At 33.2% G+C, this 24,888-nt stretch carries 30 protein-coding genes and 1 pseudogene; 26 read left to right on the plus strand and 5 right to left on the minus strand.

The genetic code is table 11. The annotated features are described in order from the left end of the window. Positions 1 to 1,218, plus strand: coding sequence for an IS256 family transposase (locus D8S85_RS21010; protein WP_127075809.1), 1,218 nt, complete (start codon positions 1 to 3; stop codon positions 1,216 to 1,218). Positions 1,219 to 1,324: 106 nt separating this feature from the next. Here the strand turns inward: D8S85_RS21010 and D8S85_RS21015 are convergent, their stop codons facing one another. After that, a complete protein-coding gene (locus D8S85_RS21015; RefSeq protein ID WP_127075811.1) occupies positions 1,325 to 2,299 on the minus strand; it encodes a CfxA family broad-spectrum class A beta-lactamase in 975 nt (324 codons plus the stop codon). A gap of 243 nt (positions 2,300 to 2,542) precedes the next feature. On the opposite strand from D8S85_RS21015, the gene D8S85_RS22180 reads away from it, so the two are divergent. The 12 genes and pseudogenes from D8S85_RS22180 (at position 2,543) to D8S85_RS21085 (ending at position 11,444) form a co-directional block, all read left to right on the plus strand. Beyond that, on the plus strand, positions 2,543 to 2,764 hold the full coding sequence (locus D8S85_RS22180; RefSeq protein WP_004356044.1) for an Abi family protein: 222 nt from the start codon (positions 2,543 to 2,545) through the stop codon (positions 2,762 to 2,764). A gap of 565 nt (positions 2,765 to 3,329) precedes the next feature. Next, positions 3,330 to 4,439 carry a conjugative transposon protein TraM gene (gene traM / locus D8S85_RS21025; protein WP_127075813.1) on the plus strand — a complete coding sequence of 370 codons (1,110 nt, stop codon included), beginning with the start codon at positions 3,330 to 3,332 and terminating at the stop codon, positions 4,437 to 4,439. A 1-nt stretch (position 4,440) separates the two neighbouring features. Beyond that, complete coding sequence (gene traN / locus D8S85_RS21030; RefSeq protein ID WP_004295380.1) at positions 4,441 to 5,280, plus strand: conjugative transposon protein TraN; 840 nt, start codon at positions 4,441 to 4,443, stop codon at positions 5,278 to 5,280. Between the two features lie 18 nt (positions 5,281 to 5,298). After that, positions 5,299 to 5,526, plus strand: a pseudogene (locus D8S85_RS22185) (hypothetical protein); the annotation flags it as partial. Positions 5,527 to 5,658: 132 nt separating this feature from the next. Beyond that, positions 5,659 to 6,417: a hydroxylase gene (locus tag D8S85_RS21040; RefSeq protein ID WP_229537829.1), complete on the plus strand. Its 759-nt coding sequence runs from the start codon at positions 5,659 to 5,661 to the stop codon at positions 6,415 to 6,417. Positions 6,418 to 6,443: 26 nt separating this feature from the next. Then, positions 6,444 to 6,947, plus strand: coding sequence for a hypothetical protein (locus D8S85_RS21045; protein WP_005780944.1), 504 nt, complete (start codon positions 6,444 to 6,446; stop codon positions 6,945 to 6,947). 10 nt (positions 6,948 to 6,957) lie between these two features. Then, entirely contained in the window at positions 6,958 to 7,617 is a 660-nt protein-coding gene (locus D8S85_RS21050) for a hypothetical protein (RefSeq protein WP_127075817.1), read from the plus strand. Positions 7,618 to 7,619: 2 nt separating this feature from the next. Then, positions 7,620 to 8,261, plus strand: a complete 642-nt coding sequence (locus tag D8S85_RS21055) for an OmpA family protein (protein WP_008675920.1) — start codon at positions 7,620 to 7,622, stop codon at positions 8,259 to 8,261. A gap of 1,122 nt (positions 8,262 to 9,383) precedes the next feature. After that, positions 9,384 to 9,833 (plus strand): DUF3791 domain-containing protein, encoded by a 450-nt coding sequence (locus tag D8S85_RS21070; RefSeq protein WP_004295329.1) that lies wholly within the window; start codon positions 9,384 to 9,386, stop codon positions 9,831 to 9,833. Beyond that, complete coding sequence (locus D8S85_RS21075) at positions 9,830 to 10,309, plus strand: DUF3990 domain-containing protein (RefSeq protein WP_005647329.1); 480 nt, start codon at positions 9,830 to 9,832, stop codon at positions 10,307 to 10,309. The genes D8S85_RS21070 and D8S85_RS21075 overlap by 4 nt, the downstream gene beginning before the upstream one ends. Before the next feature lie 21 nt (positions 10,310 to 10,330). Further along, the gene (locus D8S85_RS21080) at positions 10,331 to 10,591 is read left to right on the plus strand and encodes a hypothetical protein (RefSeq protein WP_005647331.1); all 261 of its coding nucleotides are present in this window, start codon (positions 10,331 to 10,333) and stop codon (positions 10,589 to 10,591) included. Continuing rightward, positions 10,578 to 11,444, plus strand: a complete 867-nt coding sequence (locus D8S85_RS21085; RefSeq protein WP_008765240.1) for a zeta toxin family protein — start codon at positions 10,578 to 10,580, stop codon at positions 11,442 to 11,444. The genes D8S85_RS21080 and D8S85_RS21085 overlap by 14 nt, the downstream gene beginning before the upstream one ends. A gap of 46 nt (positions 11,445 to 11,490) precedes the next feature. On the opposite strand, the gene D8S85_RS21090 is transcribed toward D8S85_RS21085, so the two are convergent. Further along, the gene (locus tag D8S85_RS21090) at positions 11,491 to 12,156 is read right to left on the minus strand and encodes a M23 family metallopeptidase (RefSeq protein WP_127075819.1); all 666 of its coding nucleotides are present in this window, start codon (positions 12,154 to 12,156) and stop codon (positions 11,491 to 11,493) included. 40 nt (positions 12,157 to 12,196) lie between these two features. Here D8S85_RS21090 and D8S85_RS21095 point away from each other — a divergent pair, with 40 nt between their 5' ends. From D8S85_RS21095 to D8S85_RS21155, 13 genes are all read left to right on the plus strand, one after another. Next, complete coding sequence (locus tag D8S85_RS21095) at positions 12,197 to 12,916, plus strand: DUF4099 domain-containing protein (RefSeq protein ID WP_205702836.1); 720 nt, start codon at positions 12,197 to 12,199, stop codon at positions 12,914 to 12,916. Position 12,917: 1 nt separating this feature from the next. Further along, positions 12,918 to 14,477 (plus strand): DUF3945 domain-containing protein, encoded by a 1,560-nt coding sequence (locus D8S85_RS21100; protein ID WP_127075823.1) that lies wholly within the window; start codon positions 12,918 to 12,920, stop codon positions 14,475 to 14,477. A gap of 4 nt (positions 14,478 to 14,481) precedes the next feature. Continuing rightward, positions 14,482 to 15,591, plus strand: a complete 1,110-nt coding sequence (locus tag D8S85_RS21105; RefSeq protein WP_127075825.1) for a toprim domain-containing protein — start codon at positions 14,482 to 14,484, stop codon at positions 15,589 to 15,591. Beyond that, entirely contained in the window at positions 15,588 to 16,091 is a 504-nt protein-coding gene (locus D8S85_RS21110; protein WP_005647342.1) for a PH domain-containing protein, read from the plus strand. The genes D8S85_RS21105 and D8S85_RS21110 overlap by 4 nt, the downstream gene beginning before the upstream one ends. Beyond that, positions 16,072 to 16,779 carry a hypothetical protein gene (locus D8S85_RS21115; RefSeq protein WP_005647345.1) on the plus strand — a complete coding sequence of 236 codons (708 nt, stop codon included), beginning with the start codon at positions 16,072 to 16,074 and terminating at the stop codon, positions 16,777 to 16,779. The genes D8S85_RS21110 and D8S85_RS21115 overlap by 20 nt, the downstream gene beginning before the upstream one ends. Continuing rightward, complete coding sequence (locus D8S85_RS21120; RefSeq protein WP_127075827.1) at positions 16,780 to 17,616, plus strand: topoisomerase C-terminal repeat-containing protein; 837 nt, start codon at positions 16,780 to 16,782, stop codon at positions 17,614 to 17,616. After that, positions 17,613 to 17,966, plus strand: coding sequence for a hypothetical protein (locus D8S85_RS21125; RefSeq protein WP_004295339.1), 354 nt, complete (start codon positions 17,613 to 17,615; stop codon positions 17,964 to 17,966). Before D8S85_RS21120 ends, D8S85_RS21125 begins: the two co-directional genes overlap by 4 nt. Before the next feature lie 11 nt (positions 17,967 to 17,977). After that, positions 17,978 to 18,256, plus strand: coding sequence for an HU family DNA-binding protein (locus D8S85_RS21130; protein ID WP_004295340.1), 279 nt, complete (start codon positions 17,978 to 17,980; stop codon positions 18,254 to 18,256). After that, positions 18,247 to 18,519, plus strand: coding sequence for a hypothetical protein (locus D8S85_RS21135; protein ID WP_004295341.1), 273 nt, complete (start codon positions 18,247 to 18,249; stop codon positions 18,517 to 18,519). Before D8S85_RS21130 ends, D8S85_RS21135 begins: the two co-directional genes overlap by 10 nt. Positions 18,520 to 18,529: 10 nt before the next feature. Beyond that, positions 18,530 to 18,973, plus strand: a complete 444-nt coding sequence (locus D8S85_RS21140; protein WP_029429444.1) for a hypothetical protein — start codon at positions 18,530 to 18,532, stop codon at positions 18,971 to 18,973. A 174-nt stretch (positions 18,974 to 19,147) separates the two neighbouring features. After that, entirely contained in the window at positions 19,148 to 19,372 is a 225-nt protein-coding gene (locus D8S85_RS21145) for a hypothetical protein (protein ID WP_004295344.1), read from the plus strand. A gap of 3 nt (positions 19,373 to 19,375) precedes the next feature. Beyond that, positions 19,376 to 21,331, plus strand: a complete 1,956-nt coding sequence (locus D8S85_RS21150) for a type IV secretory system conjugative DNA transfer family protein (RefSeq protein ID WP_004295345.1) — start codon at positions 19,376 to 19,378, stop codon at positions 21,329 to 21,331. Continuing rightward, positions 21,324 to 21,710 carry a helix-turn-helix domain-containing protein gene (locus tag D8S85_RS21155; protein ID WP_007559164.1) on the plus strand — a complete coding sequence of 129 codons (387 nt, stop codon included), beginning with the start codon at positions 21,324 to 21,326 and terminating at the stop codon, positions 21,708 to 21,710. The genes D8S85_RS21150 and D8S85_RS21155 overlap by 8 nt, the downstream gene beginning before the upstream one ends. A gap of 291 nt (positions 21,711 to 22,001) precedes the next feature. On the opposite strand, the gene D8S85_RS21165 is transcribed toward D8S85_RS21155, so the two are convergent. From D8S85_RS21165 to D8S85_RS21175, 3 genes are read right to left on the minus strand one after another with little or no spacing between them, the layout of a single operon-like run. Beyond that, entirely contained in the window at positions 22,002 to 22,436 is a 435-nt protein-coding gene (locus D8S85_RS21165; RefSeq protein ID WP_007557648.1) for a hypothetical protein, read from the minus strand. A gap of 58 nt (positions 22,437 to 22,494) precedes the next feature. Continuing rightward, positions 22,495 to 23,118, minus strand: a complete 624-nt coding sequence (locus D8S85_RS21170; RefSeq protein ID WP_004295355.1) for a ParA family protein — start codon at positions 23,116 to 23,118, stop codon at positions 22,495 to 22,497. A 16-nt stretch (positions 23,119 to 23,134) separates the two neighbouring features. Then, positions 23,135 to 24,697: a relaxase/mobilization nuclease domain-containing protein gene (locus D8S85_RS21175; protein WP_007559083.1), complete on the minus strand. Its 1,563-nt coding sequence runs from the start codon at positions 24,695 to 24,697 to the stop codon at positions 23,135 to 23,137. Between the last annotated feature and the right edge of the window lie 191 nt (positions 24,698 to 24,888).

Here is a 24,888-nt window from a genome sequence, read left to right on the forward strand (position 1 = left end):
ATGAGCGAAAGATTTGATTACGAACAGTTCAAGGCGAACGCCATAGAACAATTGAAGGCGGGAGTACCACTATCCGGCAAGGACGGAGTATTGGCACCGCTGTTGGAGAATCTGCTTAACAGCGCGCTGGAAGGAGAGATGGACAGCCATCTGGAAGGAGTAGAACGGGAGTACGGGAATCGGCGCAACGGGCACATGAGCAAGCAGGTCCAGACCTCGATGGGCGAAATAACGATCAACACGCCGCGGGACAGGGACGGGACATTCGACCCGCAGGTTGTCCGGAAGAGGGAGAAGATACTGGCGGACTCATTGGCGGACAGGATAATAGGGCTGTATGCCATCGGGAACAGCACGAGGGAGATAAGCGACATACTGGAGGAGCAGTTCGGGAACAGGATATCGGCGGAGACGATCAGCAGCATCACGGACAGGGTGCTGCCGGAGATCCAGGCATGGAAGAGCCGGGCGCTGGAAAGCGTCTATCCCATAGTATGGCTTGATGCGGTGCATTATAAGGTGATGGACGAGAAGAACCGTCCTGTGACCAGAGCCATATATAATGTTCTGGCAATCAATTCGGAAGGCCGCAAGGAATTGCTCGGGATGTACATATCCAAGAGCGAGGGTGCGAACTTCTGGCTGGGTGTCCTGACCGACCTCCAGAGCAGAGGAGTCCGGGACATCCTCATAGCGTGCGTTGACGGGCTGAAGGGTTTCCCGGATGCGATAGCGAGCGTCTTTCCCGAGACCACGGTGCAGTTGTGTATAGTCCACCAGATACGCAACTCGATAAAGTATGTGGCCAGCAAGCGGCAGAAGGAGTTCATGAAGGATCTGAAGCAGGTCTACCAGGCGGTGAACAAGGATGCGGCGGAACAGGCTCTGGATGAGCTGGAACTGAAGTGGGGCGAGGACTATCCGATAGTCATCAAGAGCTGGCGTGACAACTGGGAAAGGCTCAGCGCGTACTTCCAATACTCCGAACACATACGGCGCATAATATACACCACCAACACCGTGGAGGGCTACCACCGCCAGTTGCGTAAGGTCACCAAGAACAAGGGGGTCTTTCCGAACGACACAGCCCTCGAAAAACTTGTGTTTATGGCATTTACAAGAATCAGACGCAAGTGGACGCAGCCTGTCCAGAACTGGGGTCAGACTGCCCAGCAACTGGCCATCCTGTTCCCGGACAGGTTCAGGATACTGTCCTGAAAAAACACTATTATTTGGAGTTCTTTGATAGGTTTGATAAATTAGCGGTTGGAGTAGGCGGCCATGGCCGCCTACTCCGACACAACAAAACTAAACTTGACACAGTTCAGTTTACACTCCCTTTTACTGAAGTTTGCATTAATAAAGAATATACTACAGCTGATATATGCGCAACATATTGTGACGCTTGTGATTCATTTCCCTTGAAATCCTTAACAAATACCGCTAAGGTATAACTGATATTATTAGGCAGACATATATAGGCAACATCATTGTGAGCTGCAAGAACACCATTTTCATTAACATAACCTGAACCTGTCTTATGCGCTATAACAACCCCTTCTTTATCAAGAAGTGGAGCTGCTATCCTATCTACACCTGTTTTGCATTCTTTTAACGTATTCTTAATGAAACTTTGTTTCTCATCATCGATAAGACCTTCAGTAAACAAACGATTCATCAACATTGCAGCACCAAGAGGAGATGTATAGTTAGAGTAAGCCTTGTTATGGTCAGCCGACATTTCCTCTTCCGTATAAGCTATCTGAAAACTTGAACGAGGAATGAGTGTGGCTATAAAACTATCTGTTTGAGCGACATTAACCATATCCTTAAACATAAGGTTGCTTGCATTGTTGTCACTCTGAGTAAGAGTATAACGCAGCAAATCTCTCACTGTCAATGATATGACTGGCCCTGAATAATCTTTCAGCATAGGACTCCAAGTCTTTGGGTCAAGTTTATCCCTATTTATATTTACTAAGGTATCAAGTGAAATTCCTTTATTGTCAAAGTCATTACAAAGAGCTAATGCCTGATGAACCTTAAACACACTCATCATAGGATAAACACTCTTATTATTGACCTTAACCGTATCTCTGTTATTAACAATAACCGCCACACCAATTTCGCCAGGACAAGCTGAGACAATTTGAGAAATGCTATCAGTCAAAACATTTGTTAAAGGAGGATTTGCGCTATCTTTTGTCGCTGATTTATGGAACAATGAAAATACCAAGATGAAAATGCAAACTAAAGCTATACACAAAACTACGATTTGTTTTTTTCTGTTTTTTCCCATGTTTATATTATTTATATTTGTTTGACGAGAATATCTTTATTTGCCGACAAAGGTACATAACTTTACGGAAAAATATGTTTCTAAAATATATAAATAGACAGCTGTGGGGAAAAATTAGATAATTAAAAAGGCTAAATGACTGAAAATAATCACTTAGCCTTTTAATCCGTACCCAGACCCGTACTTCGTAATTGCTGCGCCCATCATTCAAGACTGTCAAATCGGGTCTTTCCTGTCAAGCCAATGATGCCTATGCGTATGCCAAACACATGGATTACGGATTTCTCGTTCCGTGAACAAACACTTTATCCGCAACTCTGCTATGTGGTGTATTGGCTTAACTCCATTTCTATGGGCAACACTTTTGTTGCAGATTTCAAGCAGCTTTTATCGAAATACCCATCAGTAAGAACCCGTTTATTAGGCTTTCCTCATAATTGGGAACAAGAGCCTTTGTGGAGATAAAATAATTGCCCTGTTTCTTAAAAAGCACTGGGGCAAACCAGCTCCGTCTTTAATTGTTTCCAATAAATGGATTGTTTCAAGCCCCTATAGAAAGAGAACAAAAATTCCTGTGTGAAAATTAATCTACGACAAGGAGCAAGCAAGGAGCAATATCAAACAAAAATCAATACCTTTGCAGTACATATGAGATAGACCAAAACAAAAGTGGAATATCGGAAACGAATAGCAAGGAAAAGAGAAGAAACGACCCAAGTTGATGTCCTTTTTGAGTTAATAATCAATAAAAGCGTTAAATCTTCACCTTTTAGAATGTGCAATTAAAAATAACAACCATATTTCTGACTTATTATCTATAAAATATTGAGTAATAATCGGTTGTAAATACTTAGATTAAATACAAATTAACATTGATAGTAGCCTACAAAAAAAACGAGTAGGAGTTGACGAGTTGCTAGAAGTAATTAAAATGCAAAATGAAATTAATGAGCTAAGAAAAAATGGGAAATTAACTCCAGAAGACACTGTACGAATAAAAGATTTATACCATAAATTAAATAAATAGCGTATGAAACAGATTAATATTAAAAAACCTAAGTACATCATTCCTATACTCATCCTACCTTTTATCCTAGGGATAGGATGGCTAGTTAAGGATATGATAAACTCTGCCCCAGCAGAAGAAACTACATTAGTAGAAACGGAAGAATTAAATCTTGATATTCCTGATGCTAATTTAGAAAAAAGAGAGATAAAAAGTAAATTTGAATCACTCAAAGGAGCTTTCAATAAATCTTCTGATTATTCATCAATACAAACCATAGATAAAGAAGAAGAAGTTAGCGAAATTGAAAGTTCTGGTTCTCTTTACTCCAATGATGAAATAAGGCAAATTGACAGTTTAAATCAAGCTTCTAGAATCCGAGAAAAGGAATTGGAACAACAAATAAAAGGATTTCCTACTATAGATGAATCAAGTCAAACAGAAACTAGGAAAGCTCCTGAAAAATCCAAGATGCAAGAAGAAATGGAGCTTTTTAAAATGCAAATGGCTTATATAGATTCATTGCAAAATCCACGTCCTAGAACACCTCAAAAAAAACAAGATGAAAAGCCAAAAGAAAAGGCTATAGAAGTTGTAAAAGCGAAAAATCCCGCAGAAGTATATTTTAATACTGTAGGGAAAGAACAAAAAACTTCACTAATCACAGCTATATTAGATGAAACTTTAAAAGTAACAGATGGTAGCCGAGTACGCATACGGCTTTTAGATGATATAATGATTAATGACGCTCTTTTAACTAAAGGCACTTACCTATATGGGAATGTATCTGGCTTTAAAGCTCAAAGAGTACACATTAATATTTCCTCTATAATGGTTGATGGCAGACAAATGAAAGTAGATTTATCTGTATATGATAATGACGGACAAGAAGGTTTCTTTGTTCCTTCATCAGCTTTTAGAGATTTGAGTAAAGATGTTGGAGCGCAAATAGGAAGCCAAACTATACAAATGAACAGCCAATCAGAAGGAGTAGAACAATTCGCTTTAGGTGCTTTACAAGATGCTTACCGTAGTACAACCCAAGCTCTTTCCAAAAACATCAAAAAAAACAAAGCCAAATTAAAATATAACACACAAGTTTTTTTAGTAAACAACAAAGATAAAGAACAATAATATGAGAAAGATTTTTATTGCATTATGCACAATGGTTTCTGTTATTACAGGAAATGCACAGAACACCCCTATTGGAGAAAACATCGAGCTTGCAGGTGAAAACCCAGAAGAACTAAAGGTTATATATGTCAACAAAGATGTTTCAACGCATTTTATAGCTATGGAAGATATAAAATATGTTGATATATCAGTCAATGATATTGTTGGCGATATTCCTACTGGTAACTCTCTTAGAATAAAGCCCACAAAAGAAGGAGCTAGTGGAGTTATCACCATTGTTACAGAAAGATTTTTCGTACAATATATGCTAGTATATAGTAGCGATTTAGCAAAAGCATACACTCGCTTTAATATCCCTTATGCTGATTTACGTAGCTATATGAATCCAGAAGTGAACTTAACCAAAGCACAAATGTATGATTACGCACATAGAATGTTTATTTCAAAAAATAAATTCTATGATGTTTCCAGTAAAAGTAACCTAATGAAAATTGTACTAAACAATATCTACACATTAGATAAGTATTTCTTTATTGATATTTCTATGATTAATAAAACAAAAATACGATATGATATAGACCAAATACGCTTCAAAATAGAAGATAAAAAACAAACAAAGGCTACTAATTTTCAATCTATAGAAATACTTCCATTGATGCAAGTTAATAAGAATCTTGTTTTCAAGAAGAACTATCGAAATATTTTTGTCTTTGAAAAATTTACTTTCCCAGACGAAAAAGTTCTTACCATAGAAATATCTGAAAAACAGATTTCAGGACGTACTATAACATTAAGAATTGATTATGCAGACATTCTTCATGCAGATGCTTTTACCGAATAAATAAAAACAGGAATTAATATGGAAACAAACTCACGCCCAGAGGCAACCGCTTCCCCCGTTAAGCAGGGACAGTACAGCCCACGGAAAAGGAAAGACACCACGCCGAAAGTAAACCCGCAGCTTGCGGTAGAACTGGTATATCAAGAATTGAAACGTGTCGAAGCCTATACAAAGCGCATAGAAAAGGCTATGGAAAAAGGCAGCCAACTTGAGATGTCTATAGAAGAACTAATAAAAACATTAAAAGAAGAATCCAAGAAGCGAGAAGAATATTACATTTTAAAGCGAGGTATTTTGTTAACACAGATACTCCTTCTCGGTTTTTTAATTTTAATTGCTATATATAAATTCTGGTTTTAATAATTAAAAATAAAACATATGAATATTCTCAATGAGAAAAAAGAAGTAACTCCAATTATAACCCCAAGTCTTGGTTATAAATTACGTTCCATTAACTGGAACGAGGATTTCTATTTTGACAACCCCATTGATAAAGAGAAAATAAATAGTATTCCCAAAGCTATAGAAATATCCAAAGATATATTTCTTGCTATTGAGAAGAGTGGAATGCAGTATAGAGAAACTTATAAATGGGATGAATATTTATACTTCAAAATGACAGCGGAAAATATTTTTGCAGCAACCATATACTATTACTGCAAACACTATCCTAAAGAATATTGTAATCTTGCTTACATCATAGCAACCGTATGTAATCCTGATATAAGTATTTTGTCAGAAATGCTAAAGCGTGATAGGGAAACTGAAATATTTATAAGAGGATTGAATGAGTGTCATACCTTAAATGTTGGTTCGGAATTCACTGGAATCAAAAATGAATTAACCACATATTTAGGAAGGCTATATACTAAAGAATTCTTCTATTTGTTCACAGAAGGAAAATATTCCCCTAATACATCCCAATTTATCCTACTTCACTATTTCGATAATGTAATATGGCAAGTGGAACAATTACAGAAAAATGGTTTTTTGTTCTTGGAATCAAATATAAAAAAAGAGAATGATGAAGAATCCTTATATGATAGTTATGATGATGGCATTCCTATAAAATTTCTAATAAACAAAGGGCGTCTTGATTTTTCGAAAATCATGTATGAATCCACAGAAAAAAAATGAAACTAACAATATTAAATAATAACACAATGAAGAAAATTATATTTCTTATTATGATTTCATTTATTTCCCTAAAGTCAATGGCTGGTGATGGTGATAAGTTTTTTAATATTTCAGGAGGTTGGCAATGGAAAAATACTGTCAATGCAGTTGTAGGGCTGGAGTTTGAAGGTAAATATCACAATGCTTATGAACTATATATTGATTTAGCTACAGCATATGATAAATGCCCGGTATGTAATAAGGTATGCTCTGATAGTTTCTGGAGCTATAAAACATTCGGCATAGGTGCAGCATATAAACCTACAATCTCACGAGGCAAAAACAGTAATTTAAGATGGAGGTTTGGAGCAGATTTAGGAGCTAACAGAAAAGGGTTTCAGGCTTCCATTGATATAGGTTTAGAATATAGCTATTCATTTAGAAATGGAATGCAAGTCTTTGTAATGCAAAAAAATGATTTTGTATTTTGGACACGTGACCATTTCCGAAATGGATTATTAGTAGGTGTTAAATTTCCAATAAATAAATAAATAAATAAGTATGAAAAAAATATATATAATTCTATTATCCATTATAGGGGTAATATCATCATGTACAAAACACGAAGATATTATAGACACATCATTACAGCCGGGTAGTATCTTATGTAGTGATGGAAGTATAGTGCATCCCTCGCTTTTTTCACCCAGTGAAAAAGAAGCCATTGGAGTTGTATTTTGGTGTAATGATGGGAATAATCCAAATATAAAAGAAACCGCTTATGCCGTTTCATTAGAAGATTTAGAAGAAAATCCTTTAATAGACACAGACGAGGATATAGCTAATGTTTCGGAAGATGAAAACAGCTTTGATGGAGCAGCTAATACTGCCGCAATAATGAACTTTGCTATAAAGGATAGCTTAGCTTATCCAGCAGCTCAAAAAGCTATAGAATATGCGCCAAAAGGTGTTACAGGTTGGTTTATTGGCTCTATCGCACAAAACAAAGCAATCTCTAATAATCTTGAAAAGATATATTCTTCTTTCTCAATCATTGGAGGAACGCACTTTGATGGTTGGTACTGGAGTTCTACAGAAGATGGAGCAGGAAAAGATACTCCTAAAGTGTTTGCACTAATTTCTTCATTAACAAAAGGAAGAGCAACCAGTACAAGCAAAAGAAATTCATTTAAAATCAGACCTATTATAGCAATAAGATAATCATGAAAAAGAAAATAATTATACTAGCAGCCTTCGTTATTACATTTTTTACCGCATGTACTTCAACGCATATGATAACTTTCAGTAACGCTGAACTAAGCGACAAAGAAAAAGACATGATAGAAAATAATAGCAACTATTCAACCGCTTCAATAGTTGGTGGAAGTGCAAAATTAGTTAAGGAAGAAAGAGATAAAGCTATCCAAGAAAAGATAGAAGCTAGAAGAAATAAACTAAAAGCTATTGATGGCTTATCAATCTCCAGCTATAAAGATAAAAATGGAAAAGAACAGTTTAAAGCAACAGCTCAAAGTGAAATCTTATTCAAATTTGATTCATATGAATTAAATGAAGAAGCTCAAAAAATGCTTTCTGACTTATGTAATATCATTACTGAAATACCCAATACTAAGATTAAAATAATTGGGCATACTGACAATATAGGAGAAAAACAATACAATATCATACTTTCTAAAAATAGAGCAGCAGCAGTAGGAAATTACCTTAGAACCGCTGGTATAGAAACAAACAACATAACAGAAGATGGAAAAGGATATAGCGAACCCATTGCAGACAATACAAGTGAAGCTGGACGTGCTAAAAATAGGAGAGTAGAAATATTTATCACAAATGATGAATATTAAAAAGAGAGATTTCTATTAATAAAGACCGGGAGATAAAACTCTCGGTCTTTATTAATAGTCTGGAAAGAAATTGATACCGTACTTTTCGGAGTTGCGGCATTGATGGGTAAACATGGCATGATGAAATGATACCGAATTATCATTCCTGGCACACCCTGCAGAACGACCTTTTGATACCAAATACAAAAGCAGCCGGAAGCCGGACGCAAAAAATTGATACCATAAAACATTAGGGAAAAAGAACAGGAACAAAATACAATATTATATATATAAATAATATACGAATATATAATATATAAACAAATAATATATAATATATGATTAATATACTCCACTTCCAGAAAAAGCAACACGAAGAATCTTCTTTTCCCTAAAGTTCTTTGTGTCGTTTCTCTCTATATCTGAATACAGAAAAACGGCTGCATCATAAAAGAAAAGACACCGACACCATTCAGGAACTACCGCCCATCGGCAAAAGGATTGCATCTAATTGATACCTTTTCTGCCTGCACTGGAGAGAAACCGGGAAGGTATTTGATACCGTACTTTTCCGGGTTCTGCCCGGCATGGACGATAAGAGAACATTATTATGATACCAAAAACCTTAGGGAAAAATAAAACCTCGGCAGTCTATAAACCTAAAACCATTTTTAACAAAAATAATTGTCCTATTATTTGCGACATTTATAGAAAATCACTATCTTTGAGTATTGAAAATAAAGAGATAAACAAACCTTTAAAGCTGGTTTGGCTGCCAGTATAAAGAACAGCAAACAAAATTATGAATATCTTAAGATTTCTTTTAAGTAGCCTTTTATGGGCTATTGGTGGGGTTCTTGTATTAGCAATCTATGCGTATAGTGAACTAGTCTATTTGATTTTTATTTGCATTGCAATACTAGGATTAACCATCTACTACAGAAAATCCATAATAAAAATGTACGCAGAAATCTTTAATGAGCTAGGAATCAATAAGTATGTTATACAAATTAAAAATCTAAAGAAATACAAAGAACCTATTTACAAACTAATCAATACAATAGGTCTATGATAATTGTTTTTTCTCTATCTTTGCTAAATACATCAGCAAGATAGCTATATAAAATTAGAAAATAAATAGTTATGGAAACTAATCAAACATATCAAAATGAACTTGGTTCGGCTATGCTCCCATTTGTTATGAGAGAATTGGTTGATACAGTCATGAAAAGAAAAACGCTACCTTTAGAAGATGCGTTATACTATATATATTCTTCCAATTTGTACAAGGCATTATTGGACGAGAATACAAAACTATGGTATTCAAGTACATTATCACTTTATGAAGCATTAGAAAAAGAGAAAACAGAACAGAAGAAAGTACAAAAGGACAATCCAAAGATATTGCTTTTTCAAATGTTTTGTGCTGAAAATTACAGGGAAACTAAAAATATAAGTGCTAAAGAAACTCTTTTGCTGTTTTCCAATCATGGCGTTTTTGAATTTCTATATGAAAATTTTGAAATGCTGCACACACAAGATACAGAGTATATATTAGATACTATAATAACTTATATCAATAAAAAGGCATGAAACTATATCACGGCTCAACAGTTACCGTCAAATCCCCTAATATACAGAAAGGGCGTAAAGCTACTGACTTTGGAAAAGGATTCTATACGACAACTAATTTTGAACAGGCTAAGAAGTGGGCAATACTCAAAAGAAATCGGGAACATGGTAAAAAAGCGGTCGTTTCAGTTTATGAAGTCCCCGATAATATTCTTGATAGAGAGTTTTCAGTCCTTCGATTTGATGGGGCTACAAAAGAGTGGCTGGAGTTTGTAGTTAATAACCGCAGAGGAAAAGGAAAAAACAGCTATGATTTAATAATGGGACCCGTTGCCAATGACCAGTTATATGCAACAATCCGGCTTTATGAACAAGGTGTTGTTACGGCTGATGCAGCAATTGAAATGCTAAAGACCCATAAGCTTTTTAACCAACTTTCATTTCATACAGTGAAAGTTATTCCATTATTAAAATTCACAGAATCTATTGAAGTATAAATCATAAAACTATAATGAACCATGAATAAAGAAATGAGCTTGGATGTTGCGCTCGACATTATCGGGACACTCCGCATGATGAAGATAGATGAAATATCAGAAGAGAAGGATGAAAACAGAAAAAAAATACTGCAAAAAGAACTTTCTGTTCTCAACACAGAAGAAAAAATAGCAAATGGATTGTTGCAGTTTGAAGTTTCTGAAAATGTGCGCTTATCAGTCATGGATAAGATACAAAACTATTACGCACCTAAATTGAAAGCATATTATGCAACGCTATGAAGTAGAAGCCATCTTTGAACAAAAAAAAGATGGCTTATTTGAGGACATCAATATATCATCACAAAAGCCTATTGCTATAATCTTAGGTGGACAACCAGCTTGCGGAAAAAGCACTCTTATAAATGTTGCAAAGAAAGACCATCCTAACTTAGATTTTCTCACTGTTAATGGTGACCTTTACAGACAGTTTCACCCCAATAAGGAACTAATAAAAGACCCTATTAAATACCCCATTGAAACCCAGATTTTTTCTAGCGTTTTTACAGAAAAACTAATAGAAGAAGCCATTAAACGGAAATGCAATATTATTATAGAAGGAACTATGAGAAATCCAGATGTACCTTTAAAGACAGCACAAAAATTTAAAGATGCAGGATTTAGAGTTGAAGCATATATTATTGCAGCCCCCAAGGAGTTTACCCAACTAGGACTTTACAACAGGTATCAAGAAGAAGTACTAAGTAAAGGACAAGGACGATTAGCCGATATTGATTCACATAACAAAGCCGTAAATGGACTAATGAAATCTGCAAATCAATTATACAGTGATAAGGCTGTAGATAAGATTTCTATCCACACCTACTTAGCGAAAGAAAGAATTAAAGATTTCAATCTAGTAAATGGTGAATGGAGTTGCAAAAGTATGCCATCTATTTTTATAGATGAAAGTCGTTCAAAACAGATGAAGAATAAAGAAATACTTAACACTAACATTCAAAGAGGAAAAGAGCTTATTGAATCCGTAACGAATCCTGAAGTAAAAAAAGGAATGAAAGAAGCTCTGTCACAACTTCAATCTTCACTAGAAAAAGTTCAAAGACAAGAAAAAGGATTAAAAAAAGGTTTCTTCTGATTCTTCCAAAAAGAGAGGACTGGCTTTTCCAATCCTCTTTTTCTATTTATTTGCGTCTTAACTCATTATCTATTTGCTGTGAAATTTGTCCTTTAACGGTTCTGATTACCTCATTAATATAATCAAGAATTGGCTTAGGGTCTATAGTTTTATCTTTGTATTCCATTTGAAAATGTAAGTGTTCTCCTGTGCTGCGCCCGGTACTTCCACTAATGCCTATTGGTTGCCCAGCTTCAACAGCTTGTTTCGCATTTACAAGCACACTGTATAAATGCCCATAGATAGAAGTAAAATCACCATGACGCACTTCTACATAATTGCCCAACCCTTTATTTTTTCCTGTTTTTACAACCATTCCCGGCATTATCGAATAAACATAGTCGTTGTTGCCTTTAAGGTCTATCCCTCTATGATTTGCTATTTTTCCAGTAAATGGGTCTTTTCTTTTACCATAATGGGAAGTTATCACCATTGAATCAATGGGCAAAGATAAATACCTTCTTTGCTTCCAGTATGCAAGTCGTTCTGTAGTCAAAGCATCATTGACGACAACAGCCTTTTCTTTTTCTTCTATCAATTTATTTTCTGTCGTTGCTAATACAGGTTCCGCTTTAGGAATATCCTTTTTCTGTAATACCGTATTAAACTGACAGTAGCCATTCACTGAAAAAAACAATGAATAAGTAAAAAACATGATAATTTTATTCTTCATATTGATATTTTTATTACTTTTGGGCAAAAATATACATTACATGGATAAAAAGCAAGCTATTTTTAATGAAAATGATATTCCATATAAAGAATTAGAACTAATAGGAATATCAAAAAAACAGATATGGTCTTTGGATAAGGCAAATATCACAGCTCTATTATCTGGAAAGAGAACCAGTTTACTAGACCTTTCTTTTCACGATAATAATGGAGAAGAAATAAGTATGAAAGGAAAAATAAGTTTGTACTGGAAAGATAGCAACAATGCTGGCGTTAAAGTTCATCCAGTCAGACCAGAAATAATGAATGATATAAACCTTAAACCAAAGGAGTTAGAACGACTTCAAGATAACGAGATAATAACAAAAACTATTAACAATGAAAAATATCTCGTACAATTAGACCCTGAAACAAACGAATTGCTTAAAACAAAAATCAAAAGTATTTCAATACCTTCAAACATAAAAGGTGTTGAGCTGGATAAGCAACAAAAGGAAACTCTAAAATCAGGTAAGGAATTGATTTTAAACGTTGACAAAGAAAAAATTGCCATAAGATTAGATTTAAATAATCCAAGAGGAATAAAATTCCTAGACTTCGAGCAGCAACAGAAAATAGCTTATGACCGACATAACCCACAAATTATAGGAACTATTCATACTGATAAAAACAGAAATGAATATATAGAATACATGAAAGGACAAAAGCCGTCACTTGGAAATGAATCTCAATCTAAAGTAGAACATAAATTCAAATTATAAAATGGAAGAAAAGAAAAGTTTTGAAGCCCTGCAATATAGTTATGAAAATGCCGGACAATTCCGAGCCATAGCAGCAGTTCTTGGATATTCAGAAGAATATCGGAATGGTGATATTACCTTTTCCAAAGGTAATGAAACATATACTTATCCACTGAATACACTTAAACTTGGCAATTTAGGAGATAATAGAGAATCTTTATTAGAGCAATCTAAAGAAAGAATAATCAGTTTCTTTGATAAAGAACAAGCTAGCAATAATTTTCAAGAATATAGCCAATATTTACGAGAAAACCACAATGTTGCAATTATAAAATGGGATGATATAAAACAAGGTACTAACAAGAATGAAGGATATAAAGACGGATTTACAGTCATTGACCTTGAAAATAAAATTGCATATAAAGGAGAAGACCTTTATCGATATGCTTATGAACAAAACCAAACCCTAGATGGTAAAGGTTCATATGTTGATATAGACTGGAACAAGTTTAATGAAGTAGGAGTTAAACCGGAAAATTTAAGCCCCGAAGATGTTGCAAACATCAAAAATGGGAAAAAAACAGGTATGCTAAATTTTTCCATTGAAGATACTCCCGGTAATAGAACACTTCTAGACAATGAAAAAGTGTCTTATAAAACAGAAAATGGAAAACTCCATTTTGAAGGGAAAGCAACAACTCTTAAATATATAACAGCCGAGAATACACCTGAAAATAAATCTAAATTAAAAGCCAACGAAATTGATTTCAAAGAAGAAGGTAAACGCATCAAAATTGATGGTATCAATGCTAGAAAACTAGCAATTGCAGCTATTACAGTAGTTTACCCAATCGCTGGGATTGCTATCTTGCTCATTCCTAAACGACAAGAAATAAAAAATGATTTATCCTTTACTAAGGATGAAATAAAAGCCCTAAAAGCTGATAATGTCGTAGTAAAGACTAATTCAAAAGGAGAAAGAACATTGCACCAACGTGACAAAGATACTAATGAGATAGTATCAATAAAAGCAAAAGACATTCATATTCCCCAAAAACTTGGAGGAATAGAGCTTACTCCTATGCAGCAAGAAAATCTCAAAAATGGAAAAGAAATTACCATTGTAAACGAGGAACTAAACAAAGCTGCAAAAGTAAAACTAGATTTGAATGCCAGAAATGGATTATCAATCAAAGATGCAAATACTATAGAAATTAAAGCGACTGAAAAGAAAGAACAAACAATAGGGAAAGAAAGATATATATCTGATAAAGAAAGATTAGAGTTTGTAGCCCAAAAAGGAGCTAAAGGGATTGATGAAATTTTTAAAGATAAACCCACCGAAATGGCTGCCTTTTTAGAGAAACATAAACTTTCTAAAGATTATGCTTCTTACAAGGAAGTAGAAAAAACATATTCCAGCTCTAGGGAAGCTACTAAACAAACTGTCGGAGAACAAATATCTACCCAAATGGATAAAATAGATAGTTCTATTAAAGCAACAGCGAAGCAAGAAGCATCTATTCTCGGATATGGTAGAACCTACGGAAAAAATAATGATACTCCAACAATGAAACTATAATATTATGCTAACATTTGACGATTATAAGGCTAAAATATCCATCATTCAAATACTTGAAGATTTAGGATATAAACAAGACATTAGCAAAGGAAAGGTTTCGCCTGTTTTTAAACTGACAGACGGAGCAGGTAACAAGTTGGATGAAATCATCATCAAGAATCCTCATAGTGTACAAGAACACTACTATGATAGGAATTATAAAGGTGGAGATTTAATTCAGTTCATCAAAAATCATATTAACGACTTCCCACAATTCCAACATCAAAATACATTTGTGCGAATCAATATGATTTTAGGACATTACGCAAATGAGCCTTATAGTCCTAAATATGAAGCATTCAAAGTTGTAAAAGCAGAAAACAAATCTTTTGACAGAGATAGATATAAAGAATTTCCTACTACACTCGCTGATTTAAGATTTCTCACAAATGAAAGAAATATAAATCATCAAGTCGTAGAAAAGTTTCTACCATTTATCACAAGGGTTAAAGACTTACAAGGAAACGGTAATTATTATAATATAGGTTTTCCCTATATTAATCCAAAAGATAAAGACAACAAAGTAACAAATTACGAATTAAGAAACTATGGATTCAAAGGGATGGCTGCCGGAGGAGATAAAAGCAACTCGCTTTGGATTGCTGATTTTTGCCCACACCCCCAAATGGCAAAACATATATACTTTGCAGAATCCGCTTTAGATGCTATGAGCTTCTATCAGCTCAATGCTAACAAAATCAAATTAGAAGAAAGTGTTTTTTGTAGTGTAGGAGGGTACATTTCAGTTAATCAAATAAAAAACACTTTATTGCGATACCCACAAGCTAAAGTACATACCTGTTTTGATAATGATTTAAACGGTAATTTGTATGACATTAAAGTGTCTGGAATCATTAGTAATACAGAAGTGACAATAAAAGAAAATAAAGATGATGTGCTGTTTAAAACTAAGGGGAGAGAATTCACTATTAACAAAAATGACGTTTCACTAGAAAGTTTTAGGGAAAAAAGCAAAATAATAGCTCCTATGATTTCTCATAAAGCAGAAAAAGCAAAAGATTTCAATGAAATTCTAATGAAACAACATGAACAAAAAAAAAGTATTAAGTTATGAATGATGGAACAAACATAGCTTCTGATGATATTATATTAAAGCCTAAATTCCGATATTGGTTAATGAAGAATTTCCTTTTAATCACATTAGCGATTTTCGTGTTCATTTTTAGTAAATATATAAGAGAACATGAATTATTAAAATTTATCAGTGGAACGATATTAGTATTGTTGATATTTATAATTTTCTACAGATATATTTCAATGTTACTTTGTACAAAATGGATTATAACTAGAGAGCAAATAAAAATATATCAAGGAGTACTTTCAAAAAGGATTAACTACATAGAATTATATCGGGTATATGATTACGAAGAAAAGCAAAGTTTTATCCAGTCTTTAATAAACAACACCAATATCTACATTTATTCTGGCGATAAATCAACACCAGAACTACTGATGAATGGTCTTAAAGCTAATAGTGATATAATTCAAACTATCAGAAATAGAGTAGAAGAACAAAAAAAGAAAAAAGGAATATATGAATTTACAAACAGATAATGATATGAAAAGAGTGCTTTTATTTTTTTCCCTAATGTTACTGTTGGGCAACATAAAAGGACTAGCACAATCTATTGTCATTGACCCGGCAATGATTGGAACATTGGTTTATTCCCATCAGGCGCAACAAGGTGTACTGAAAGATATACAAAGTGAGGAAACAAAAATCCGTAACTTTCAAATTTTAATTCAACAAAAAATGAGTCAAATTCAATCCTTACAGGAAAAGACATACAACTATCTTTCTACAGTTAATGCAGTTGTGAAAAATGGAAAGGATATTATTTATGCTTCAACCTTAGCTAGAGACATAGCTAAGTATCAATCCGAAGCAGCTAAATATGCAGTTGGAGACCCCAAATTATTAACCATAATTGCAAAAACAGAGTATGAACTTATCAGTCGAAGTGTAGATTTAATGATATACATAAATAATATAGCATTGCAAGGCGGTGAAAAAAATCTTATGGATAATAAGCAAAGGATAGATTTATGTATTCATGTGGTCAATGAACTTAGACGAATGCGAGGACTTGCATACGCTGTATGCCGACAAATGAAATCCGCTAAAAGGGCTGGAGTACTAAAAACTCTTGTACCCGGACAATTTAAATATGTAAATAGTGGGAAACAAAAAGTAGATAATATTTTAAACGGCATTAAATGGATTAGTAAAGGAGGATATTAAATGGATAATGATACAATCAAAGATTTAGGCTTATGCCCTATTTGCCAGAAAGGACACATAATGAAAGGTAGTTTAGGATATTCCTGTAATTACTTCAAAAACATGAATGACAAATGTACATTTAATATTTATCATTCATATTGGGGAAAAGAGATTACAGAAGAAATAGCCAGACAATTAATAACAACAGGGAAAACAGATATATTTCATGACTTCCATAATAAAAAAGGAGTTCCTTTTTCTGCATATCTGACTATCGAAAATGGAATCGTTATTCCTTCTTTCGTAAATGAAGTATTAGAAACTCCGTGTCCTGTGTGTGGTAGAGAAATTGAAATTTTACTAAATGGATATGCTTGTAAAGGGTATTCGCAAAAGGACAAGGACAACAACAGAGTTTGTAACCTCTATATACCCAAAACTATTGCACAAAGAGAAATACCATTGGAAGCAGCAGAAATACTTGCCAAAGGAAAAAAAACACCGTTTATGACTGGATTTAAATCAAGAGAAGGAAATGATTTTTCTTCACGGCTGGTTCTAACAGAGAACTTAGATATTTCTTTTGACAATACATTGTGTAAGTGTCCTAAGTGTGGAGGAAACTTATATATAAACAAAAAAGCCTATAATTGTTCCAACTATAGAAATGAAGCCATAAAATGTGATTTTGTCATTTGGCGTGAAATGTCAGGACGTTCTATAACTCCCGAAGAAGCAATAGAACTTTGCGAGAAAAAAGAAACACCTGTGTTAACTGGATTTCATGATAAAAACGGGCAACCGATGGAAAGAAAGCTTGTACTGAACGATGATTTTAAAATAAAACTAATATGAAAATAGAATTTATAATTTATAGCCATTTTTTTAAAGAGAGAGGAATGAAGGTAAAGGGTGATTGGAATTTTCCGCATCTTCCAAGGATAGGCGAAGAAATTTCACCTCACATTATAATGTTTCAGAATGAATTTACCTATCAAAATTTATTAGAATATCTAACAGATGAAGCTAAAAGTGATTTTAATAAATTCAATGATGGTGAGGATGATTTAGAAGGAAATTTTAAAGCATGGGTATATGATGTTATCTGTGAGGTCAATATAGTTGAATCAATACATTATAGACCAGATACAGAAGACTATACCCAAATTATTCCTGAAATTTGTTTAAGTGATTTAAGTAATTAAATATTATTGATATGCAAATGAATAAGACTGATTTAATCAAAATGGTTGCTGAAAAGGCAAATAAACCAACAAAAGAAGTAGCAGAAATAATTGATAGTTTTTTCAAAGAATTATCTCAAAATCTAAGAGAAAAAGATGTTTCTATAAAAGATTTTGGTACTTTCAAAAAGATTATTCAACCAGCTCGGATAGCTAGAAATCCGGCAACTGGAGAACCTGTAGAAGTTCCAGAAAAGGAAGTTGTTAAATTTAAGCCGTCCAAAAATATACTAAACATGAAATGGCTATGATAGAAATAAACATCCATATTCCTATAGATGGTGTGAACAATATTTCTATACCAATCCAATTACCTGTAGTTCCAAGGGTTGGAGAAAAGATTTATCTATCTGACAAACAAATAAATAATTTGATAAGTCTATTAGAAGAAGAATATTACCACAATCCACAAACAGAAGAATGGAAAGAATCAATAAGACGGTTCACCAATATTGAGGAAGTAGCATATAATGCTGCAAATGGAACGATACACATTGAATTATCAACTATTTAAAAGAAACAATATGAAAAAGTATTTATCATTAGTAATGATTGGTTTAAGCCTTATGTTGTCTGGATGCAATAAAGACGATAACAACGACCCTGATACTCCACCTACAGGAGATACAGGAAAAGTACGTTATGAAGCTACCGTAAGCGACCCAGAAAATTTCAAACTTCTAATACATTATACAGTAGGAGTAGATATTTCTTCCGAAGCTCCCGAAGAAGCTGCCAAAGAAATTATTGTAGAAAGTCCATTCACATTTGAGCAAGAAGCCAAACAAGGAACATATTTATGGCTATCTGCCTACCCTATACCTAAAGATGAAGAAAACCTTGAAAATTTACAGCTACCTAAGACAGTCGAAGTAAAAATTTTTATTGATGATAAGCTGCATAAGTCTAACAGTGGTGAAAATTATGCAATGGTTCAACATATATTCGGACAGGAAAATTACCAGTAGAATTGATACCTTTTCTGCCTGCACTGGAGAGAAACCGGGAAGGTATTTGATACCGTACTTTTCCGGGTTCTGCCCGGCATGGACGATAAGAGAACATTATTATGATACCAAAAAATAAAAACCAATACCACTCTCACTGCATAAAAGAGTGGTATTTTCATTTGAATTAATAAAATGAAAGACCAAAAAAGATTATTACACAAGTGCCTATTAGAAGACATTCCAGCTTTTGTAATATGCGGAACAGATATTTGTTCCGTCCAAGCAATGGAAGCATATTACCAGATAGCAGTAGAAAAAGGTTGCAATAGCAATTTTTTAGAAGACTTGAAATTAGCTATAGAAGATTTCAAGGCTTTTCAATGTGAGGAACCTGAAAAAGTTAAAATACCCGATTAAATCATGGAAGAAAGCAAAGAATTACAAAAACTATATGGATTCATGCAAGCATTCATTTATATAACTGTTTGCATAGAGATTCTACTATTTGTTCATTTTCCCTTTAGTGAACAAATTATGCCCTTATTATCAAAAATGGCAAAAATTCCTATCTATTCTAATATTCTTTATAGTAAACTATTTACATTCTTTATTATAATGGTTACTTGCATTGGAACACGTTCAAAAAAGGATTTAGAATTAGACCCGACTAAACAAATCATTTTTCCTTTAATCTTTGGATTCATAATGTTCTTTGGAAGTATATGCTTTCTTTTCTTTAAAGAAAAAGGAGAAACTAGTTTAGAATGGTATAATATAGCTTACATTATACTATCAATAATTGGAGCGACATTAATAAATTCAGCTCTAGATAACATTTCCAAACGTATTAAATCAAACTTTATGAAAGATAGATTTAATATAGAGAATGAAAGCTTTGAACAATCTAAAGACAAGGTAGAAACAGAATTCTCTGTCAATATTCCGATGAAGTTTTTCTACAATAGAAAGTGGCATAATGGGTGGCTGAATATATGCAACTGTTTTCGTGGAACTTTCGTAATAGGAACGCCTGGAAGTGGTAAATCTTTTTCTGTTATAAATTCTTTTATAAGACAACATTCAGCTAAAGGATTTGCAGAAGTTGTTTACGACTTCAAATTTCCTGAACTTGCCAAAATTGCATATTATAATTATCAAAAGAACAAGCAATTAGGAAAAATACCAAGTAATTTCAAGTTCAATGTCATTAATTTTTCTGATATTGAATATAGTAGAAGAATAAACCCATTGAAACGAGAATATATAGAAATCCTAGCAGATGCAACAGAAACGGCAGAAGCATTATATGAGAGTTTACAAAAAGGCGACAAAGGAAGTGGAGGTAATAGCGATTTTTTTAAAACATCAGCAGTAAACTTGTTAGCAGCTTCTATTTATTTTTGGTCTAGATACGAGAATGGCAAATATTCAGATTTACCGCATGTACTGGCTTTCCTTAATCAAGAATATGACGTACTTTTTAAAGTCCTCTTTTCCGAACCTGAATTAAAATCACTAGTTTCCCCATTTGAAGCTGCATATAAATCAGGAGCAGTGGACCAATTAGAAGGACAGATGGCAAGTCTAAAAGTACAGTTATCAAGACTAGCAACTAAAGAATCTTTTTGGGTATTTAGTGGCAATGATTTCAATTTAAAAGTATCAGATAAAAAAGACCCTAGTTATCTTATCATTGCAAATAACCCTAAAACACAAAGCATGAATAGTGCTTTAAATGCACTTATCATTAACCGATTAACTAGACTTGTCAATACAAAAGGTAACTACCCTACTTCAATCATAGTAGATGAATGTCCCACATTATATTTTTATCAACTTGCAACACTACTTTCTACTGCACGTAGCAATAAGGTTTCAATTTGTTTGGGATTACAGGAACTACCGCAATTAGAAGAACAATACGGCAAAGCTACCGCAAAAACTATAACTTCTATTATAGGTAACACTTTATCCGGGCAAGCTAAAGCTCCTGAAACTTTAGATTGGCTACAAAAACTATTTGGAAAAGTTAAGCAAGTAAAAGAAGGTGTTACTATCAGAAGAAACGAAACAACAATTAATATGAATGAACAAATGGATTTTGTTATCCCGGCATCCAAAATATCTTCATTACAAGCTGGTACATTAGTAGGGCAAGTTGCATTAGATTTTGGACAAGAAGATAATTTTCCAACAGCGATGTACCATTGCAAAACCAATTTAGATTTAAAAAAAATTAAGAAAGAAGAAGAAGCCTACAAAGAACTGCCAAAAGTATATAACTTTGGGACAGCAGATAATAGAGAGAAATTACTGCAAAAAAACTTTAAGAGAATATACGACGAAGTAGAAACAGTAATAGAACAATATGTATAACATTACATTACCAATTTTAGGCACAAGGTTAAAGCAAATCCGAGAGCATATAGGATATTCCCAAGCTCAATTAGCAGAACAGCTGAACTGTAAACAAAATGCGATTTCAAATCTTGAACTAGGAAAAGGGGGCAGCCTAAAACTTTTATTTCAAGTGCTGAATTTTTATTCTAACTATGTTTTTATAGATTTAATATTTAGTGAAAAGTTTTATCTGATTTCTAATACAGAAGAAGATGAAGCACAAAAAGCCAATTATAATTCTGTTATAATAGAAATTATAAGACAATCAGAAAAAAACTATGAGGATGCTATGTCAAACGCTAAAAAAGAGCTAGAAGCTAATCTTCAAAAAGCCATCAATTTATTACAGCCTTAATAAAATAAAAGAGAGTACCAAATACTCTCTTTTATTTTCAATATTACTTTAAAGAATTTGTTGATACCGTACTTTTCGGAGTTCCGGCACTGATGGGCAAACATGGCATGATGAAATGATACCGAATTATCATTCCTGGCACACCCTGCAGAACGACCTTTTGATACCAAATACAAAAAGCAGCCGGAAGCCGGACGCAAAAAATTGATACCATAAAACAAAAAAAGAAAAGTGTTTTCTAAACTAGCCTAACCAAAATCTTTTGTTTCACAAAACGACCCTTTTTCTGTACTAAAGAAAACGGTTCTTTTTTTGCTTAATCAAAGAACTTATGTCGCTACGGTGTTTAGTTAACCAATCTTCCAAAATAAACGAAACTAAAGATGAAATAGGTATTTTGGCTTTAGCTTTGAGCAACCCAAACACCTCTTTTACATCTGTATCAACATATAGAACTTCCTTGCAATTATAATTTTTTCCTTTAATGTACTCTAATAAGTCCGTCAAATCCATTTCACTAGAGCCATTAAAATTAAAAACTTCCGAAGAAGTTGTTTCCATTTCTACATGAAGTGGTTCTTTCTCCTCTTCAACTTCATATTTAGCTTCTTGAATAGGAGCTTCATTTATACTACTCCCATGCAATTCTTCACCTCTTATCATTTTAGCTATTTCCAGAACACTAGAAATACCTTCATTTTGCTTTTTCCTTAATTTATCAGCCATGTGCAAATATATACAATAAATGAATAACTTTATAACAAATATCTATTAAAAGAATATTTTATTTTATTGCTCCTTCTTGAATGATATAATCATAAGCATTCTTCACCTTATCAATACACTCATTACTAATTGCTAATGTATTTATACGTTCCATAGCAACAGAAGCTGGTATTTCATCTGTAACAAAACCAACTTGCTTAAGAATATCAACTACCTGTTCTTTTGTTTCATATCTTACCGCAGTTCTCATATTGTTAGGTAAAAAGAATATTTTGGCTTTTACATTTAAATACTGTAACACTTGGATAAAAAAACCTGTACTATCCATTGTAAATTTATCGTATTTAAATGGGCATATTATTATATCCGCAGCTTTAAGAATAGTTCCCAGAGCATCATCATCAATCTTACCAGGCAAATCTATTAATAGATTTCCTTGCTCAACCTTAGTAAAATCACTAATAATTTTAGCAACATTAGATATATCGGTTTGTATAACCTCATATTTAGGTTCATTATCATAGGTCGCAATATCTTCTTTTCTTCTATCCGATAATGAACGCTGAAAATCTAAATCCAATACTAGAACTTCTTTTCCTTTTTCTACTAGATAGTTGGCAAATTGTATGCAATTAGTCGTTTTACCACAACCGCCTTTCTGATTCCCAAATAATATTATCATATCTTACTTATATTTATTAATTTTGTTGCTGTCCTCTTTTCTTTTTCCTATTAGGAGATTTATCTTGCTGTACATTTATATGCTGGCTAAGAATATCACAAATAGCATCAATCAGATTAAATCCCCTTGCCAGTTCTGAATCTTGTTCAACATTTATTCTTTCCATCTTATCAAGAGTAACTAGAGTAATCCTATCTTTACTATAGCCATCTTTTATAATATTGATTCCTAAATCATCAGTACTTACGATTACTTTATTCTTTTTATCTATTAGATAAACTAAATTATCATCTTCAACAAAAAGAATTCCTTTTTCTCTTAATGTAGAATGTAAATCTGAACTATGAGCCAAATAACTATTTATCATATCAGTATAGACAGTATTTTTTTTATCCATATGCTCTTGAATCAAAATATCATCTTTTTTCACATGATAAATTCTACTTAACAACTCGGCTTCTTTAAGTGTAGCAACATTAAATTTATTTGCTTCATACACTCTGCTATTATATCTAAGTTCTTTCAACAGTTTTTTATCAAGAACCAATAAAGCCTTATCATCACCATTTATAAATATTGTGCCATTCATTGAAAACCTATAACCGTAATCTAACATTAATTTCTTGAAACTATCCATTGTATATTTTGTTCCATCTTTCAAAAGAAGATTAATTATACTATTACAGTGTTCAACTTTTGCTTGTTTATTAGGCTCTACTAAAAGTTCCTTCAAATCCATAACTTCCCCACCTTTCAGAACTCTCTTATTTCTATAATCAATTAATGTATATCCATAAGGTTTAGTATGTCCTTTTCCTGTATGAAAGACTAAATTTATACCAAACTTATCTTTCATCAAAGTTTGAAGTTCTGTATAGGAAAGTCCTTGCTTATATTTAAATAAAAGAGCTGTTATCTGTTTTCTTCTTTCTTCATCAGGTGTATATTGTTTAGCTTTATCTTTTATCTGCTCTAATTGAATTGAAGCGTGCTTTTCACCACCCTTATACAAAATTAATAATCCATCCTTTTCTCTTAATTTCCATCCTGATTGTTCAAGTAACAACTTATATTGCTGCACTGTAGAAAAAGAAAACTCCATGTATTTTGAAATATCATCTTTAGCCTTCAAAGCTAAATCAACATTCATTATTTGATTTATGACTTTCTGTGAGCGCACAGCTTCCATATTATCTTTTACCTTCTGTCCGTTCTTCTGTACTCGTGTAGAAACAATATGTACATGATTATTTTCTGTATCAGAATGAAAATATATCATATAAGGATTATTTCCATAACCCATTTTATTTATATATTGCAAAGCTACATTTTTCAAATCCTCTGCCGAATATTCACGCCCCTTACATGAAATCACTGCATGAAATTGTTTTGCCTTGACCGCTGGATTAGTCCTACAGACAGATTCCATATAAGCTATATAATCCGACTTCTTCAAATTATCTGGATTCATAGCAAAATTTTCTGCAACAAGAAGTTCACTCTTGCCTTCCTCATTCTTTCGCTCATTATAATCAATACCAGCGAAAGAAGTTGCCGCTTTTAAAACTACTACTACCATATTTATAACTTCACACCGCAAATATACAAACAAATATTCAATAAAAGAATATTTCAATATAATTTATTCATATAATAAATATTCAAATATTATATATTCATATATTATTTATATATATAATATTTTTCCCTAAAGTTTTTGGTATCATAATAATGTTCTCTTATCGTCCATGCCGGGCAGAACCCGGAAAA

Source organism: Butyricimonas faecalis (assembly GCF_003991565.1).
GTDB lineage: Bacteria > Bacteroidota > Bacteroidia > Bacteroidales > Marinifilaceae > Butyricimonas > Butyricimonas faecalis.